The sequence below is a fragment of the Parafrigoribacterium mesophilum genome (assembly GCF_039652555.1).
GTDB classification, from domain to species: Bacteria; Actinomycetota; Actinomycetes; order Actinomycetales; family Microbacteriaceae; genus Parafrigoribacterium; species Parafrigoribacterium mesophilum.
This window is the reverse complement of record NZ_JBDJAF010000004.1, coordinates 125,387-141,487: the sequence shown is the minus strand read 5'-3', so window position 1 is coordinate 141,487 and position 16,101 is coordinate 125,387. Positions and strand designations below refer to the sequence as shown.

The window sequence follows — 16,101 nt, the reverse complement described above, 5'->3', positions numbered from 1 at the left end:
GGCTAACCAGATTCTAAGCCGCCACGCCGAGGCGCCGGTATGCTGCAGCTCCCCCCAATCCGGGGGCTACACCTTGGCAGGCCCCTTCCGGTGCCCCTGCTGCTCGACCCAGATTTCGGTGGTTGACTGGCGATATGCCGACCACCGTGTTCACCATCGGGCACTCGACGCATCCGCTCAGCGAACTCGTCGAGATGCTGGCCGTGCACGACATCACGACCCTCGCCGACGTGCGGACGATCGCGAAGTCGAGGCACAATCCGCAGTACATGGCGGACGCGCTGTCCGTCAGTTTGCCGCCCAGCGGCATCCGCTATCTGCGATTGGAGGAGCTGGGCGGTCTGCGGCACACCACCAAAGAGTCGGTCAACGGCGGATGGCGCAATGCCTCGTTTCGCGGTTATGCAGACTATATGCAGACACCGGCATTCGCCGCGGGCATCGACCGGTTGCTTGCGGTCGCCCGCGAGCAGCCGACGGCGATCATGTGCGCCGAGGCGGTGCCGTGGCGCTGTCATCGATCCTTGATCGGTGACGCGCTGCTGGTGCGCGACGTGGAGGTCTTTGACATCATGACGGCCACCTCGACGAAACCGCACACGATGACCAGGTTCGCGCACGTGGATGGGACGCGGATCACCTACCCGCCGGAACCGGAAACACCGGATACTCAGCCCACGCTGCCGGGTCTGGAGCCCTGATAGCGGGCGCCGATTGTACGACTTCTTTGCGGTGATCGCAGAGTTGACCGAGGTGCGGGCTGGTGTCAGACTCGTGAGCAGTGGACGTTTCCCTCATGGTCACGCTTGTCATCGCGCTGGCACTCTTCTTCGACTTCACCAACGGCTTCCATGACACAGCCAATGCGATGGCCACACCCATTGCGACCGGGGCGCTACGGCCGAAGGTCGCGGTGTCCATCGCCGCGGTGCTCAATCTCGTCGGGGCATTCCTGAGCACCGAGGTCGCCAAGACGATTTCCGGTGGACTGATCCGGGAGGGTGACGGCGGCATCCAGATCACCCCGCAAATGATCTTCGCCGGGCTGATCGGCGCCATCGTGTGGAACCTCGCCACCTGGCTGTTCGGGCTGCCCTCCAGTTCCTCCCACGCCCTGTTCGGTGGGCTGATCGGAGCGGTGATCGTCGGTGCCGGGTTCGGGGCGATCGACCCGACGGTGCTCGTCGACAAGATCGTGTTACCGGCGCTGCTGGCACCGCTCATCGCCTGCGGGGTGGCCTTTCTCGCGACGAAACTGGCGCTCGCGATCACCAGCGGCCCCAACGCGCAGCAGAACCGGGCCCGATTCCGGTACGGGCAGACGTTCACATCGTCACTGGTGTCACTGGCACACGGCACCAACGACGCGCAGAAGACCATGGGTATCGTGACCCTCACCCTGATCGCCGCGGGCTTCCAGGCGTCGGGCAGCGGACCCGAGTTCTGGGTCATCGCCGTGTGCGCATTGGCGATTGCCCTGGGTACCTACGTGGGCGGCTGGCGCATCATCCGCACGCTGGGGACTGGAATCACCCAGATCACACCGGCGCAGGGATTCGCCGCCGAGGCGGCAACCTCCGCCGCGATCCTGGCCAGCTCGCATCTCGGATTCGCCCTGTCCACAACGCAGGTGGCCAGCGGATCGGTGATCGGCGCCGGGCTGGGACGCAACCGCAGCGCGGTGCGATGGCGGGTCGCCGGCCGGATCGCCATCGCCTGGCTGATCACGCTCCCCACCGCCGCCGCCGTCGCCGCCATTGCGGAACTGGTGGCGCGGCTCGGATTCTGGGGCGTCACCGGGGACCTCTTCGCGGTGACCGGGGTGAGTATCGCCATGTTCGTCCGGTCGCGCCGTCATCGGGTGGACGCCGCCGCGGTCGCCGCCGCCGCGCACAGTGTCGCGACGCCGGTGCGGGATGCCGCCCCCGTCGGCCTCGCCGCGCGTCGCGCGCCGCTGCCGCCAAGCGCCGCGCGCAAGACCGTGCACACCCGATGATCGACTGGGCGGCATTCGGGCTGGTTGCGGCGGTGTCATTGGTCGGCGCCACGCTGCTGGTCGGTTTCGCGTCCCTCGGCATCCGCCTGCTCGGCGGTGCAGCTCCGCACAGTCTCGGAGTGCGCGTCGGTGCCTTTGCCTCGTTCGCGGTGTGCGTGATCGGCGTCGCCTTCGGGGTGTACCTGCTGATTCCCGTCTTCAACTGACGTCGGCACGATTCCGGCATCCGGGCGCCGGATAGAGTTGTCATTATCGACTGTCGAAGGAGATTTTACGATGTCACAAACGCCACAAGCGTTGTCCAAACCGACCACCAGAACCGAGAGCGACTCGGTGGGGTCGATGCAAATTCCCATTGACGCATACTGGGGGATCCATACCGCCAGGGCGTTGGAGAACTTCCCGATCACCAGGCGACCCATCTCGGTGTATCCGGATCTGATCCGCGCTCTCGCTCGGGTGAAGCAGGCCGCCGCCCGCGCGAACAAGGAACTGGGTGTGCTCGACGCCGCCAAGGCCGACATGATCGACCGGGTATGCGAGGAGATCGTCGGCGGGGCGCTGCACGACCAATTCTGTGTCGGCGTCATCCAGGGCGGCGCCGGAACCTCCACGAACATGAACACCAACGAGGTGATCGCCAACCGCGCCCTCGAATTGCTCGGCCACAAGTTCGGCGACTACGAGCACTTCCGCCCGATCGACGTGGTGAACCGCAGCCAGAGCACGAACGACGTCTATCCGACCGCCATCAAGCTCGCGATGGTGTTCGGCATCAAGCGACTGCTAGCCGAGCATCAGTTGCTCACCAAGGCGTTCGCCGCCAAGGGGGTCGAGTTCGAGAGCGTCCTCAAGGTCGGCCGCACCCAGTTGCAGGATGCCGTGCCGATGACCCTCGGGCAGGAGTTCACCGGGTTCTCGCACACCCTCGCGGAGGACTACGACCGGCTCAGCGAGACCATCCCGTGGCTCAACGAGATCAACATGGGCGCCACCGCGATCGGCACCGGCATCACCGCCGACCCGCGCTACGCCGAGGCGGTGCGCCGCCACCTGGTGGAGCTCACCGGTGTGGAGATGATCACCGCCCCCGACTTGATCGAGGCCACCTCGGATGCCGGAATCTTCATGACCGTCAGCGGCACGTTGAAGCGCGCCGCCGTCAAGCTGTCCAAGATCTGCAACGACCTGAGGCTGCTGTCCTCCGGACCGCAGGCGGGCATCGGGGAGATCAACCTGCCGGTGCGGCAGGCCGGCTCCTCGATCATGCCCGGCAAGGTCAACCCGGTCATCCCCGAGGTCGTCAACCAGGTCGCCTTCAGCGTGATCGGCGCGGATGCGACGGTCACCGCCGCCGCGGAAGCGGGCCAACTGCAACTGAACGCGTTCGAACCGGTGATCGTGCACAGCATCCTGCAGTCCATCGCCTGGATGACCAACGCGTGCTACACGCTGCGCATCCACTGCATCGACGGCATCACGGCGAACACCTCCAAGCTCGCCGCCCAGGTCGAGTCGTCGGTCGGCGTGGTCACGGCGCTGACGCCTTACATCGGCTACGCCGCATCCGCGCAACTCGCGCATACCGCGCTGACCAGTCACGAGTCGATTGCTGACCTGGTCGTCGGCGGCGGGCTGATGAGTGCCGAGGAGGTGGCCAGGGTGCTGTCACCTGGTCGGCTCAGCGGCCTGGTGCCGACCACCTCCGCCATCACAGTGGTGAAGAACCCGGTGCCCCAGGGCTCGCGGTAGGCGGGCGTTCGGTAGGCGGGATCTGGGTGGACGGGCGATCACCCAGCGGACGCTCACTAGACCCAATCGGCGGCGCGGCGTGATCAGGAGCCGCGTCGCCGGGGGCGCGGTCGCCAGCCGAGTCATCGCGGGAGACGCCCTCGCCCTGCCCGACCTTCTGAAGTACCGTGTCGACGGCCTCCATGATCCGCTCGCGCAGCGATGCGGCGCCCTCGGCCATTTTCTGCCCGGCCACCTTGGCGGTGTCCGCGGCGGCGGACGTCGCTTCCGACACCTTCGTCTGCACCACGGGAGCGGCATCCTTCACGAAGTCCTGAGCATCCGAGACGACCTTGTGCACCCGCGGATCCTCCCAGGCTTGGGTGGCCTTCGCCTTGATCCCCTCGTATGTGTGACGTCCCGCCTTCGCACCGAGCACGTAACCCGTTGCCAGTCCGGCGACGAAAAGCATTTTGAACCGCATTCTGGCTCCATTTCGTAGGTGTTGATCGCAGGGTACGAGCCGATGCTGGGAGGCAGCACCGGATTGTCCGGCCGAGTACCGTGGGCCTGGTGGATGGCGCACCGGTAGCCAGAGTGGGTATTTCGGGCTGGCGATATGCGCCGTGGCGTGGGGTGTTCTACCCTCCAGCACTGCCGCAGCGACTCGAATTGCACTATGCGGCACAGCGCCTGCGCACGATCGAGATCAACGGCTCGTTCTACTCGCTGCAACGTCCGACCAGTTACCGGCGGTGGGCGGACGACACGCCGGACGACTTCGTGTTCTCGGTCAAGGGGCCGCGGTACATCACACACATGCTGAGGCTGCGCGACAGCCGCACCGCGCTCGCCAACTTCTTCGCCTCAGGGGTTCTGGGCCTCGGCGGCAAGCTCGGCCCCGTGCTGTGGCAGCTCCCCGAGCGAAACACCTTCGACCCCGACGTCGTAGCTGCCTTCTTCGGCCTGCTGCCGCGCAGCACCGGTGAAGCCGCCGTCCTGGCGGCAGCCCACGACGCCCGGCTCGACGATCGAAGCTGGTTCGGCCCGGGCGTCGACCGGCCGTTGCGGCACGCGCTGGAGGTGCGGCATCCGAGTTTCATCGCGCCCGCGTCGCTCGATCTGCTGCGCAGGCACGGTGTCGCGCTGGTGGCCGCGGATGCCGCAGGGCGCTGGCCGTCGCCGCGGGAGGTGACCGCGGATTTCGTCTACGCCAGGCTGCACGGCGCGGACGAGTTGTACACGAGCGGCTACACCGACGCCGCACTGGATGACTGGGCAGACACGGTGCGCGGCTGGCGTGACGGCAGCGGCACCCCCGACGGTGTTGGCCGGGACGTCTTCGTGTACTTCGATAACGACGTGAAGGTGCGGGCGCCCTTCGATGCGATGGGGCTGGCTGAGCGCCTGGCGCGGTGAGGGTGCGGCCGGCTCAGGCCGGCGTCGCCCGCGCGGCGCGCCACAAATGCATCCCCGCGTAGCTGCGCCACGGCGCCCAGCGGCGTGCGTAGTCGCTGATGCCCCGCGGTGTGGTGGGCAGGCCAAGCCGGGCGGCGCCCTGCAGCAGCACCAGGTCGGTGCCCAGCAGCACATCCGGAGCACTCAACACGCGCAGCGCCACATAGCCGGCGGTCCACGGCCCGATACCGGGCACGGCCACGAGGGAGTCGGTCAGTTCGTCCGGATGCATGCCGTCGTTCACGATGAGGGTTCCGGAGGCGAGAGCCTCGGCGACGCGGATGATGGTGGCGATACGGCTCGCCGGCCCGCGCAACACCTCCCGGCCGCGGGCAGCGATTTGACCGGCGGTGGGGAAGATGCCGGTATCGCCGCACAACGCGCGGGCCAGGTTGCCGGCCACGGTGCGGGCGGCGGCGATCGAGATCTGCTGGCCGATCAGCGTGCGGAACAGGGACTCTTCGGGGTCCAGGCTGCCCGGCAGGCGGATGCCGGGAGAGGCGGCGACCGTGGCAGCCAGCGCCGGGTCGGCGCCGAGATGGGCGTCCACCTCGCCGGAGTCGGTGTCGAGATCCAGCAGCCGGCGCATCCGGGACACCAGCGGCGGCAACCCGGACGGGTCGTCCAGGGTCGTCGTGCACAGCACGCTGCACGGGCCCTGCAGCGTCAGCTCCACCTCGGTGCTGCCACCCGGTATCCGCAGCCGGCGGCGATAGCGGCGCTCGTCGCCGTGCTCGATGCCCGGCAGAGCGTGCCCGGCCAGGTACCGGAACACTCCGGCGCCGTCGAACGGTGCCGTTGTGGTCAGCACCGTCCGAGTCGTCACCCCTCCACTCTCACACGCCGGCAACCCGTTTCACGGAGTTTTTGCACTTCTGGCCCCTCCTTGCCGAACCGGATGCCTGCCGGCGACAGAAACTCCGTGAAACGGGCTCAAGGGCGGCCGGAATAGGCTGAGGGGATGACCCCCTCCGTGCTGGACGCACTGCGGCAGGCGCTCGGCGACGCCGTGTCCACCGGCGCCGACGATCTCGACCGGATGCGCGCCGACAAGTCGGGGCACGTCTCGGACTCCGGCCCGCTGGCCCTGGTCACCGCCCGCAGCATCCAGGATGTGCAGCAGACCCTGCGCATCGCCACCCGGTTCGGCACCCCCGTCGTGCCCAGGGGCGCCGGCACCGGGCTCGCCGGCGGCGCCATCGCCGGCGACGGTGAAATCGTGCTGTCCACTCTGGCTATGAACCGCATTCTCGAAATCTCCCCGGCCGACCAGCTGGCCGTGGTCGAACCCGGGATCATCAACGCCGACCTCAATGCCGTGCTGGCCGAGCAGGGCCTGTGGTTCGCGCCCGACCCGGCGAGCAAGGCCATCTCCAGCGTCGGCGGGAACATCGCCACGAACGCCGGCGGCCTGCTCTGCGCCAAGTACGGCGTCACCCGGGAAGCGGTGCTCGGCCTCAAGGTGGTGCTGGCCGGCGGCGACCTGCTCACCCTGGGGCACCGCAGCGTGAAGGGCGTCACCGGTCTCGACCTCACCGCCCTGATGATCGGCTCGGAAGGCACCCTGGGCGTGATCGTCGAGGCGACCCTTCGGCTGCGCCCCGCGGTGGCCGGCCCGGTGCGCACCATCGGCGCCTATTTCCCCGACGTGCGCGCCGCCGCCGCGGCCTCCGCCGCCATCACCGCCGCGCACCTGACGCCCGCGGCGATGGAACTGATGGATGCCGCCTCCCTGCGTGCCATCGGCGCCTACCTGAACCTCGACCTGGCACAGCGCGGGCAGTCCTACCTGCTCGTGCAGTTCGACGGCGGCGGCAGCGACGGCGAGGCGGATGCGGCGCTGAACCTCATCCACGCAGCCGGCGGTGACGCCGAACTCACCTCAGACCCGGTGGAGGGTGAACGGCTGCTGGCGATCCGCCGTGCCTGCCATCCCGCGCTGACCGCGATCGGCACCACCCTGATCGAGGATGTCGCGGTGCCGCGGAGCGCGTTGCCCGACATGTTCGACGCGATCCGCGGCATCGAACAGCGCAGGGACATCAGCATCCCCACCGTCGCCCACGCCGGTGACGGTAACCTGCACCCCAATTTCGTCTTCGACGGCCCGAGTGTGCCGGAGGCGATCTGGGACGCCGCCGACGAGGTGTTCACCGCCGCGCTGGCCCTCGGCGGCACCCTCACCGGGGAACACGGCGTCGGCATCCTGAAACGGCGCTGGCTGCGCCGCGAACTGGGCGACGCCCAGTTCGACCTGCAGCGCCGCATCCGCTCCGCGTTCGACCCGCAGGGCATCCTCAATCCGGGGAAGGTGTTCTGAGCCTCCGCCGGGCGGCCCACGTCGCCGCTGGTAGATTTCGAAGGTGAACATGAACATCTCGTGGATAGTGGCGGCCGCGCTGGTGAGCCTCTGGCTGATCGCGCTGCTGTTCCAGTTATCCGACCTCGGCGCCAACTGGCTCACCGCGTTGAACGCCCGCGACATCCCGGGCCGGGGCGGTCGCACCCACCCCGGTGCGGTGGTCTGGATGCCGCCGGTGGCGTCCCTGCTCGCCGTGGCCGTCATGCTCGGCGCCAACAGCGCCGGCCGGCTTCTGTTCAATGGTCACCCGTGGTCCGGGGTGATCATCCTGCTCGGCCTTGCGGTGGTCATCGCCGCCGTGGCGCTGGGGGCCCTGGTCATCTTGCGGCAGCGCACCGTGCCGTCGTACGCCCTGCTGCGGGAGAAACTGCGGTTGCTCCGCGGGTCGAAGCTCACCAAGGAGGAGGTCGTCGACCTGCACCGGGAGCTGGCCACCATCGACGCCTTGCACCACCTCGGCTCGTCCACGTTGCCCAGTGTCGACGGCACGATCGCGGCCACCGCCCGGGCGAACCGGTGGCGGTTGGCCCCGGCCGTGCTCGGCGCTCTGGCGTTCATCGCCGTCGCGATCGCTGCCATCGGGTCGCCATCGTGGCCGCTGGCTCTGCTGGCGGTGCTGCTGCCGGCGGCCAGCTTCCTCCTCGGTCGTTCCTCGGCCCGCGCTCTGCGCACCGCCCAGTCCGCCTGGGCTGAGGTGTACCGCAAGCAGCGCGCGGAGGCCGCCGCCGAACTGGATGAGCTCGAGCGCCGCGCCAGCCGCGGTGTGCCGGGGCTCAGCGACCGTGTCTCCCGTGCGCTGCGCATCCTGCGCGAACAGCAGGGCTGAGCGCCCGAGCAGCAGGGCTGAGCGCCCGGGCGGACGCTCGGAATGTCTCGCGTAGACTTGGATGCCGGATTTCGACGGAAGGGGGCTGCTCGGGTGAGCACCAGTGAACTGGAGCGGGAACGCGCCTACGTCAGCACCCTGTACGCGCGACTGGACGAACTGCAGCGGGAGGCGCGCGAGCAACTCGACGCCGTGCGGCGGCAGGATGTCGGCGGCAACCACCAGAACCGCTCGGAACGCGACGCCTTCGCCCGAATGTACGAAGACCGCATCGTGCAACTGCGTGACGTCGACGAGCGCCTCGCCTTCGGCCGGCTGGAGCTGGCCGGATACGACGAGCCCGAGTACCGCTACATCGGCAGGGTGGGCCTGCGCGACGCCGAACAACGCCCGCTGCTGGTGGACTGGCGCGCCCCGCAGGCCAGCGCGTTCTACCAGGCCACCGCGAAGACGCCGCTGGGCACCCGCGCCCGGCGCCATCTGCTCTCCAAGGGACGACACATCCTCCGCATCGAAGACGAAGTGTTCGACGCCGAGCTGCTCGAGGACGACCGGATGGCGCTGCAGGGCGAAGGCGCCCTGCTGGCCGCCCTCACCACGAGACGCACCGGGCACATGCACGACATCGTGGCGACGATCCAGGCCGAACAAGACCGGATCATCCGTTCCGACCCGGAGGGTGTGCTGGTCGTGCAGGGCGGCCCGGGTACCGGCAAGACCGCCGTGGCACTGCACCGCGCCGCCTACCTGCTGTACTCGCACCGGGACCGATTGAAGTCATCCGGAGTCCTCATCGTCGGCCCGTCCCGCTCGTTCATGCACTACATCGAAGCGGTGCTGCCCTCGCTCGGCGAATCGGGCGTTGTGCTCTCCAGCGTCGGTCAGCTCTACCCGGGGGTGGATGCTGCGTCCGAGGATCCAGCCCGGGTCGCCGCGTTGAAGGGTTCCTCCGACATGGCCGCCCTGATCGCCCGGGCGGTCCGGTCCCGGCAACGGGTGCCGGCTGCGCCGCAGGAACTCGAGGTGAACGGGGACCGCATCACCCTGGAACCGGGCGTGATCGCCCGCGCCATCGCCAGAGCCAGGGAACGCGGCAAACCGCACAATGTGGCACGGGTGACCTTCGCGAAGGCCGCGCTCGCCGAACTCACCCGACGCTGGGCGGAGCAGCTGAAGACCCAGGGCAACACCGTCGACGAGTCGGACTTCGCCATGCTGCACGAGGACCTGCGCACCGCCCAGGACGTGCGGGTGGCCCTCAACACCGCGTGGCTGCCGCTCACCCCGCAGAAGCTGGTGCAGGACCTGTTCGCCCGCCCACGTTGGCTCGCCGAACTCACCCCTGGGTGGAGTGAGCAGAAGCGAGAGCTGCTGCACCGGGACCGGACCGCCCCGTTCACCGTCTCCGATGTGCCGCTGCTGGATGAGGCGGCCGAACTGCTCGGCGAATTCGACGAACTCGGCGGCGCCCGCGGCCGCGATGCCAGGCAGCAGCGGCGCCGCGACATCGAAAACGCGCAGCGTGCCATCGAGAACATGGGCGTCGAGGGGATCGTCAGTGCCAGGTCGCTGGCCGCCGGTTTCGCCGAGGCCGTCGACCGCGGCACCACCGCCGAGCGGGCCGCCGCCGACCGCACCTGGGCATACGGGCACATCGTGGTCGACGAGGCCCAGGAACTCTCCGCCATGCAGTGGCGGCTGCTGTCCCGGCGTTGCCCACGCCGCTCGTTCACCATCGTCGGTGACATCGCCCAGGCCGCCTCCGCCTCCGCCGCGGCGACCTGGGAGGATGCGCTCGCGCCGCTGATGGGGGCCGCCCGCGGCAGCGGATGGCGGCTCGAGGTCCTCACCGTCAACTACCGCACACCCAGCCAGATCGCCGCCGCGGCCGATGCGATGGCCCTGGCACACGGCTTGCCGGTCACCCGGGCCCGGTCGGTGCGGGAGAGCGACTGGCCGATCCGGGTGGTGGGCGTTGTCCCGGAGTCACCGGCCGGGCCGCTGAACGAGGGGGCGCTGAACGAGGGGCCGCTGAACGAGGCGGTGCTGCAGGCGGTGCGCGCGGACCGGGCAGTGGATGCGTCGGGAACCATCGCCGTCATCGCGCAGCAACGCGAGGTGGCCGGCCTTGTCGACGCGCTGACCGCCGACCCGGCCCTGGAGGTCGGACTTGGCTCGGAGGGGCTGACCCGCCCGATCGTGGTTCTCAGTCCTCAGGATGCCAAGGGACTCGAGTTCGACGCCGTGGTCATCGTCGACCCCGCCGGCATCGTCGACGCCACCTCTCGCGGCGCGGCGGCGCTGTACGTCGCGATGACCCGGCCCACACAGCGACTCACCCTCGTGGCTCTCGGCGACCTGCCGGCCGGGCTCGGCGATGACCTCGGCGCCTGACCTCGGCTGCTGACCCCGACGGTCGCCTACCCGAACAGGGTGGACAGCAGCCCGAACGCATTCGCTGCGAAGACCGCGAGAGCGACCACGGCGACGAGGATGAGCGCCATCGGCGTTGCTGGCCGCAACCGCCGACCGGCGGGCGCGATGGTTCCGCCTCCGGAGCGTTCGTCGGAATACCGTGCGCTCTGGCGCAGCGTCTTCGCCCCGACCGTGTCGACGATGCGGAACAAGCGCCGCAGCGTGTCGGCGTCCGTCATGTCGAATCGGGCGGTGGAGTAGACGAACAGCCAGTCGTCGACGATTTCGACGTCGAAGTGGCGGCTCTCGTCGATGAGCAACACCAGTAGGTCCGGCGTGAAGACGTAGAGCGCGTCGCGTTCGTAGTCCTTCGGGCAGTACAGGGTGAAGTAGCGGTCGAAGTCACCCTCCAGCGACAGCACCTGGGCTCGGTCGAAGCTGACCGGCAGTGTACTGGCTCCGAAAATGCCGTTGTTCGCGCTCGCATCCAACACGATGTGCGGCAGAACGCGGTCCAGCTTCAGCGCGAGGAATCCCCACTGGTGCACGGTGCGGTCGTCTCCGGAGCCGGTGCTGTAGCGGTAGTTCCCCAGGTCGAGGTAGCGACCAGCCGAGGTGACGAGATGGTCGGTGGCCAGACGCGCCTGGCCACGCCCGAAGATCGCTCCGGGGTACGACGGCACCCCCGTCGGTAGGAAGGCGAGCCCGTTCGCTCGGGCGAACCGGTCCAGACGGGTCCAGCGCGACCATTTCCCCTGCGGCGGCAGCACCGCCCACACCAGAGCGACCAGCGCGACGGCGATGATCGCAAACGTCAACGAAGGCACGATGGATGCTGCCGGTACGGTGGTGGCCCAGAAGGTGCCGGCACCGGTGCGGAGGAACACCACCGCCACCCCGACCAGGAAGAACCCGAACAGCGTGGCCAGCACGACGGCGACCACGACTACTAACAGCGGCGGCGTTGGCGCCCACGGTGTGCCCTTGGCGCCCGCCTTGAGCTGACGCACCTCGGCGCGACTGACCGGAGCGGTCAACGTGCTGAAATCCAGACCGCTGAACCCGGTGGATGCACTCCGCGTGCCGAAGTCCCCGTGCGTTTCCGATGCGACTGTCATGGTGGCGCAATCCTATGGCCCGACAGTGCCATTCTGGAGGCATGTCCATCACGGATCCGGTTCTCACCGACGAACTTCTCGAACGCATCCATTCCCGGGCGGCCGGCTATGACCGTGACAACTCATTCTTCGCCGAAGACCTCGACGAACTGGCCGCGACGGGGTACCTGAAGTCGCTCGTCCCGACGGAGTTCGGCGGCGGCGGTCTCAGCTTGCGGGAGGTCACCAGGGAACAGAGCCGGCTGGCCGCGGCAGCACCGGCCACGGCGCTCGCGGTGAACATGCACCTGATCTGGACGGGCATCGCCAAGACGCTGCACGACCGCGGCGACGATTCGTTGGACTTCGTGTTCACGGAGGCCGCCGCCGGGGAGGTGTTCGCCTTCGCTATCAGTGAAGCCGGCAACGACCTCGTGCTGTTCGGCAGCACCACCGTGGCGCATCCGTTGCCCGATGGCGGGTACGAGTTCTCGGGCACCAAGATCTTCACGAGCCTGTCGCCGGCGTGGACCAGACTCGGTCTGTTCGGCCTGGACACCGAATCGGCGGATGCGCCGAAGCTCGTCCATGCGATGGTGGCGCGGGCTGCTCCGGGCATCCAAACGCTCGACGACTGGGACACGATGGGGATGCGGGCCAGCCAAAGCAACAGCACCCGGCTGATCTCCGTGCGGGCCGAGCCGGATCGGGTGTTCCGGCGGCTCAATCCTGGGCCGAACGCCGACCCGCTGATCTTCGCGATCTTCGCAAACTTCGAGATCCTGCTCTCCGCCGTCTACACCGGCATCGGGCAACGCGCCCTGCAACTGGCCGTGGAGGCCGCGACGAAGCGGACCTCCGCGAAACGCGGGGGCACCCTGAAGTCGGAGGATCCCGACACGCGCTGGAAGATCGCGGATGCCGCGATCGCCCTCGACGGGATCGTGCCTCAGATCGACGCGCTGGCGCGGGATGTCGACACGCGGGTCGACCGGGGTGACCAGTGGTTCCGCGCGCTGGTGGGGCTGAAGATCAGGGCGATCGAGACCGCCCAGTTCGTCGTCAACCAGGCCGTGCGCGTCTCCGGTGGCGCCACCTACTTCGCGGGCAACGAACTCGGTCGGCTGTACCGTGATGTGCTGGCCGGCGGGTTCCACCCGAGCAACGAGGATTCCGCGCACTCCACCGTCGCGACGGCCGTGCTGGGCCCCCTCCCGTAGCACCCGGCTTTGGTGTGTGCGCTGGTCGGTAGCGAGGTGGTTGTGTTCGTTCGCGAGTGGTGAGGTTGCTGTGTTCGCTGGTGGGGTAGTGGGGTAGCTGTGTTCGCTGGTCGAGTGGTGGGGTAGCTGTGTTCGCTGGTCGAGTGCGAGCGCCAGCGAGCGTATCGAGACCCCCGGCCCGGTGCCCACACAGACTCATCGCCCGGTGCGGCACTTGGTGCGGCTCTTCCGGGCGATGAGTTGTTCTGCGTCCAGCCTGCAGTAGTCCGTGGGCGATTGCAAGCAATTGCGCGAATCAGACCGGATACCTCAGAATCGCCGCGAGGGCGGCTCCGCCGGGAATGTCGTCGGTGTGCACGGCGAGCGCCCGGCCGCCGCCGCGGATGACGCGAGCCGCGACTTCGTTGATCAGGCAGTAGGTGCCGGGCGTGTGGTCGCCGGCGAAGGTGACCGTGCCGTTCGTCTCGTCGATCGTGCCGAACTGCTGGGTGGTCATGTCGATCAGCAGAGAGTCGACGGCGCCGAACGTCGCCGCTCGGGCTGCGGTGGCGACATCCGTGGTCGCCCGACTCTGGTTCTCACGCTGTTGAAAGGTGCGGCACCAGTTGTCGACCTCGGTGCGGTACACCGCGTCGAACACCGGCCGCGCCTTCTCTGCCGCCGCGTTGTCGGTGAGAGGCTCGGCGCTGCCCGGAATCCCTGTATCCGTCAGCCGCGGGTAACTGTTCACCGAACGGTAGATCGACGCCATCGGCTCGGTCGCCGCCAGCACCAGCGGCAGCCCGCTGCCGCGGAGGTAGTCGCGAACCACCCCGTTGATCTTGCGGGCGAACTGCCGCTGGGCGCTGGCGTCACCCTGGGAGCCGCGGGGCCCGCTGCGTGGCAGCCGGTCGCCCAGCGGCTGGGTGAGGAATCCCTCGATGGTGCCCGGAAGGTCGGGCAGCGGTACCGTGGATGCCGTGGTGTCGGGCGGGACCTCGACCAGGCGCACCCCGCCCTCGGACAGCACAAGGACGTATCCGGCGTTCGGGAAGGTCACGGCGCGCAGCAGTTGCGCAATGTGGAAGCGATCCGACACCGTGCAGCGCAGTTCCAGCCGGTTCGGCAAACGGTAGTGCTGGATGCTGTGCGGGGTCGCGAACACGGCCAGTCCGTGGGCCTGAAAACGCCAGAACTCCTCGTCTTCCACCAGCGAGCGCACCAGATCGTCGATTGCGGCGATGTCTGCGGCATCCGAGTTCCTCTGCTCGAGTTCGAGCAGTGCGGACCGGCCCAGCGATTTCAGCTCTATCCGTGATGCCTGTGCCTTCGTGCTCACCGGAGTCGTGGGCAGATACAGCGACACCGACGCAGGGTCCCGCTGTTCTGCGAGGGCCAAGAGATCGGATGCGGTGGGAATGTCGACATACAACACGAGTGCAGCCTCCTTGATGTTCGCTTTGCGGCCGACAGTAGCAACAGTGGCTGAAGATGCGATTAGTGGTGAGGAGAACCGCCACCGGAGCTAACACTCTCGACGGTTACCGGGGCCTGGTCCACCAGAATTCGAGCTGGATGTTGTCGGGGTCGCGGAACACCAGAGCGCTGCCGGATCCCGAGGGACTGTCCTGCACCGGTGAATGCTCCACCTCCAGCTCAGCTAGGCGCTGCTGCCACACCTCGAGGTCGGCGCGTTCGGGTACCGAGAATCCGATGTGGTCCAGCCCGGGGCGATGCTCGTCGAACCGGTCGGCGCTGGGCACCTGGTGCTGGTTCAACCCGATGATCAGACCGGTGTCCTCGTGCCGCAGCACGATCATGATCCGGTTGTCCAGGTCCGATCTGCGCAGCCGGGTGAGGCCCAGCACATCGCAGTACCACGCCGCGCTGCTCTCCACGTCCGAGACGGACAAGTCGATGTGGGACACGGCGGCGAACTTTGGCATGCTGCTCCTTCGGTGTGCCCCACTCTAGTCGCGACCCCGTTTGCCCGAAGCGTTATGGTTCATACGGGGGCTACGGAACGAGGAGATTCAATGGCGTTGGCGGCTCGCTTCGATCGGTTCGGTCCGGCATCCGTCATTTCCGTCGTCGAGGTCACGCCACCGCATCCAGGCCCGGGGGAGGCGCGGGTGCGGGTCAAGGCCGTCGGCCTGAATCCCGTTGACTACAAAATGCGTCAGGGCACCTCGCGTCACAGCGTCACGTTTCCCTCCGGCGTGGGACGCGAATTGGCCGGGGTCGTCGACGAAATCGGTGACGGCGTCACCTCGCTGAAGGTCGGCGACGACGTGTTCGGCACGGTGCACATCGGTGCGTTGGCCGACTATGCGCTGGTGCCCGCCGCCAACCTGGCGAGCAAACCCGCCGAACTGGACTGGACCGTGGCGGGCAGCCTGGCTCTGGCCGGTCAGACCGCGTACGACTCGTTCGCCTCGCAGGCGGTGACGTCGGCGGACACCGTGCTGGTCAGCGCCGCCGCCGGCGGGGTGGGCAGCATCGTCGCGCAACTGGCTGCTCGTGCCGGGGCCACGGTGATCGGCACCGCCGGACCCTCGAACCAGAGCTACCTCGCCTCACTGGGTGTGATCCCCGTGCTGTACGGCCCGGGGCTGGCCGGACGGGTGCGGGCTGCTGCGCCGACGCCCGTGACCGTGGTGTTCGATCACCACGGCCCAGAAACGATCGAGGCGGCGTTGGAGTTGGGTGTCGACCGTTCCCGGATCAACACCATCGCCATGGATCCTGCAGTGTATTCGGTGTGCCGAGTCGGCCGTGGCGCCCCGAATATTGCCACCCTGGACACCCTCGCCGGGCTGGTCGTTGACGGCGAGTTGACGATCGCCATCGACTCGACGTACCCGTTGTCCGAGTTGGTCGCGGCCTTCGAGCATTTGGAAGCCGGGCACCTGCGCGGCAAAGTTGTGGTTGTTGTGTGACTGACCGTCACCTCGTTTTGGGGGTCGAGACGGTGTGCGGCGTCCCGTTATCGTTGGCGCGAGGGGTTCGACCGCTGG

General features: G+C 68.3%; 15 protein-coding genes. 10 read left to right on the top strand and 5 right to left on the bottom strand.

What is annotated here, in order from left to right:
• Nucleotides 1-134 precede the first annotated feature (134 nt).
• The 4 genes from ABFX56_RS13810 to ABFX56_RS13795 all read left to right on the top strand — a co-directional run bounded on the left by ABFX56_RS13810 (nucleotide 135) and on the right by ABFX56_RS13795 (nucleotide 3,748).
• The gene (locus ABFX56_RS13810; protein WP_346233927.1) at nucleotides 135-701 is read left to right on the top strand and encodes a DUF488 domain-containing protein; all 567 of its coding nucleotides are present in this window, start codon (nucleotides 135-137) and stop codon (nucleotides 699-701) included.
• Between the two features lie 80 nt (nucleotides 702-781).
• A complete protein-coding gene (locus tag ABFX56_RS13805; RefSeq protein WP_346233926.1) occupies nucleotides 782-1,996 on the top strand; it encodes an inorganic phosphate transporter in 1,215 nt (404 codons plus the stop codon).
• Entirely contained in the window at nucleotides 1,993-2,202 is a 210-nt protein-coding gene (locus ABFX56_RS13800; RefSeq protein WP_346233925.1) for a hypothetical protein, read from the top strand. Before ABFX56_RS13805 ends, ABFX56_RS13800 begins: the two co-directional genes overlap by 4 nt.
• Nucleotides 2,203-2,272: 70 nt before the next feature.
• Complete coding sequence (locus tag ABFX56_RS13795; RefSeq protein WP_346233924.1) at nucleotides 2,273-3,748, top strand: aspartate ammonia-lyase; 1,476 nt, start codon at nucleotides 2,273-2,275, stop codon at nucleotides 3,746-3,748.
• On the opposite strand, the gene ABFX56_RS13790 is transcribed toward ABFX56_RS13795, so the two are convergent.
• Nucleotides 3,708-4,211, bottom strand: a complete 504-nt coding sequence (locus ABFX56_RS13790) for a hypothetical protein (protein ID WP_346233923.1) — start codon at nucleotides 4,209-4,211, stop codon at nucleotides 3,708-3,710. The genes ABFX56_RS13795 and ABFX56_RS13790 overlap by 41 nt on opposite strands.
• Nucleotides 4,212-4,300: 89 nt before the next feature.
• Between ABFX56_RS13790 and ABFX56_RS13785 the strand changes: the two genes are divergently transcribed.
• Nucleotides 4,301-5,146 carry a DUF72 domain-containing protein gene (locus tag ABFX56_RS13785; RefSeq protein ID WP_346233922.1) on the top strand — a complete coding sequence of 282 codons (846 nt, stop codon included), beginning with the start codon at nucleotides 4,301-4,303 and terminating at the stop codon, nucleotides 5,144-5,146.
• 13 nt (nucleotides 5,147-5,159) lie between these two features.
• Here the strand turns inward: ABFX56_RS13785 and ABFX56_RS13780 are convergent, their stop codons facing one another.
• Entirely contained in the window at nucleotides 5,160-6,011 is an 852-nt protein-coding gene (locus tag ABFX56_RS13780; RefSeq protein ID WP_346233921.1) for an AlkA N-terminal domain-containing protein, read from the bottom strand.
• Between the two features lie 135 nt (nucleotides 6,012-6,146).
• Here ABFX56_RS13780 and ABFX56_RS13775 point away from each other — a divergent pair, with 135 nt between their 5' ends.
• Genes ABFX56_RS13775 through ABFX56_RS13765 form a run of 3 tightly spaced genes read left to right on the top strand, consistent with a single transcriptional unit; the run spans nucleotide 6,147 to nucleotide 10,767 of the window.
• The gene (locus ABFX56_RS13775) at nucleotides 6,147-7,505 is read left to right on the top strand and encodes an FAD-binding oxidoreductase (protein WP_346233920.1); all 1,359 of its coding nucleotides are present in this window, start codon (nucleotides 6,147-6,149) and stop codon (nucleotides 7,503-7,505) included.
• Nucleotides 7,506-7,548: 43 nt separating this feature from the next.
• Nucleotides 7,549-8,373: a hypothetical protein gene (locus ABFX56_RS13770; protein ID WP_346233919.1), complete on the top strand. Its 825-nt coding sequence runs from the start codon at nucleotides 7,549-7,551 to the stop codon at nucleotides 8,371-8,373.
• Nucleotides 8,374-8,415: 42 nt separating this feature from the next.
• On the top strand, nucleotides 8,416-10,767 hold the full coding sequence (locus tag ABFX56_RS13765) for a HelD family protein (RefSeq protein WP_346233918.1): 2,352 nt from the start codon (nucleotides 8,416-8,418) through the stop codon (nucleotides 10,765-10,767).
• Between the two features lie 26 nt (nucleotides 10,768-10,793).
• Here ABFX56_RS13765 and ABFX56_RS13760 read toward each other — a convergent pair whose 3' ends face one another.
• On the bottom strand, nucleotides 10,794-11,906 hold the full coding sequence (locus ABFX56_RS13760; protein WP_346233917.1) for a hypothetical protein: 1,113 nt from the start codon (nucleotides 11,904-11,906) through the stop codon (nucleotides 10,794-10,796).
• A gap of 41 nt (nucleotides 11,907-11,947) precedes the next feature.
• Here ABFX56_RS13760 and ABFX56_RS13755 point away from each other — a divergent pair, with 41 nt between their 5' ends.
• The gene (locus ABFX56_RS13755) at nucleotides 11,948-13,105 is read left to right on the top strand and encodes an acyl-CoA dehydrogenase family protein (RefSeq protein ID WP_346233916.1); all 1,158 of its coding nucleotides are present in this window, start codon (nucleotides 11,948-11,950) and stop codon (nucleotides 13,103-13,105) included.
• 295 nt (nucleotides 13,106-13,400) lie between these two features.
• On the opposite strand, the gene ABFX56_RS13750 is transcribed toward ABFX56_RS13755, so the two are convergent.
• Nucleotides 13,401-14,519 carry a baeRF11 domain-containing protein gene (locus tag ABFX56_RS13750; protein WP_346233915.1) on the bottom strand — a complete coding sequence of 373 codons (1,119 nt, stop codon included), beginning with the start codon at nucleotides 14,517-14,519 and terminating at the stop codon, nucleotides 13,401-13,403.
• Nucleotides 14,520-14,625: 106 nt separating this feature from the next.
• On the bottom strand, nucleotides 14,626-15,030 hold the full coding sequence (locus ABFX56_RS13745; RefSeq protein WP_346233914.1) for a VOC family protein: 405 nt from the start codon (nucleotides 15,028-15,030) through the stop codon (nucleotides 14,626-14,628).
• Nucleotides 15,031-15,120: 90 nt separating this feature from the next.
• Here ABFX56_RS13745 and ABFX56_RS13740 point away from each other — a divergent pair, with 90 nt between their 5' ends.
• Entirely contained in the window at nucleotides 15,121-16,023 is a 903-nt protein-coding gene (locus ABFX56_RS13740) for an NADP-dependent oxidoreductase (protein WP_346233913.1), read from the top strand.
• Nucleotides 16,024-16,101: the final 78 nt, after the last annotated feature.

Excerpts from the sequence above, each read along its gene's own strand:
- ABFX56_RS13810 (WP_346233927.1), top strand. The coding sequence starts at position 135 with ATGCCGACCACCGTGTTCACCATCGGGCACTCGACGCATCCGCTCAGC.
- ABFX56_RS13800 (WP_346233925.1), top strand. The coding sequence starts at position 1,993 with ATGATCGACTGGGCGGCATTCGGGCTGGTTGCGGCGGTGTCATTGGTC.
- ABFX56_RS13795 (WP_346233924.1), top strand. The coding sequence starts at position 2,273 with ATGTCACAAACGCCACAAGCGTTGTCCAAACCGACCACCAGAACCGAG.
- ABFX56_RS13790 (WP_346233923.1), bottom strand. The coding sequence starts at position 4,211 with ATGCGGTTCAAAATGCTTTTCGTCGCCGGACTGGCAACGGGTTACGTG.
- ABFX56_RS13775 (WP_346233920.1), top strand. The coding sequence starts at position 6,147 with ATGACCCCCTCCGTGCTGGACGCACTGCGGCAGGCGCTCGGCGACGCC.
- ABFX56_RS13765 (WP_346233918.1), top strand. The coding sequence starts at position 8,416 with ATGTCTCGCGTAGACTTGGATGCCGGATTTCGACGGAAGGGGGCTGCT.
- ABFX56_RS13760 (WP_346233917.1), bottom strand. The coding sequence starts at position 11,906 with ATGACAGTCGCATCGGAAACGCACGGGGACTTCGGCACGCGGAGTGCA.
- ABFX56_RS13755 (WP_346233916.1), top strand. The coding sequence starts at position 11,948 with ATGTCCATCACGGATCCGGTTCTCACCGACGAACTTCTCGAACGCATC.
- ABFX56_RS13745 (WP_346233914.1), bottom strand. The coding sequence starts at position 15,030 with ATGCCAAAGTTCGCCGCCGTGTCCCACATCGACTTGTCCGTCTCGGAC.
- ABFX56_RS13740 (WP_346233913.1), top strand. The coding sequence starts at position 15,121 with ATGGCGTTGGCGGCTCGCTTCGATCGGTTCGGTCCGGCATCCGTCATT.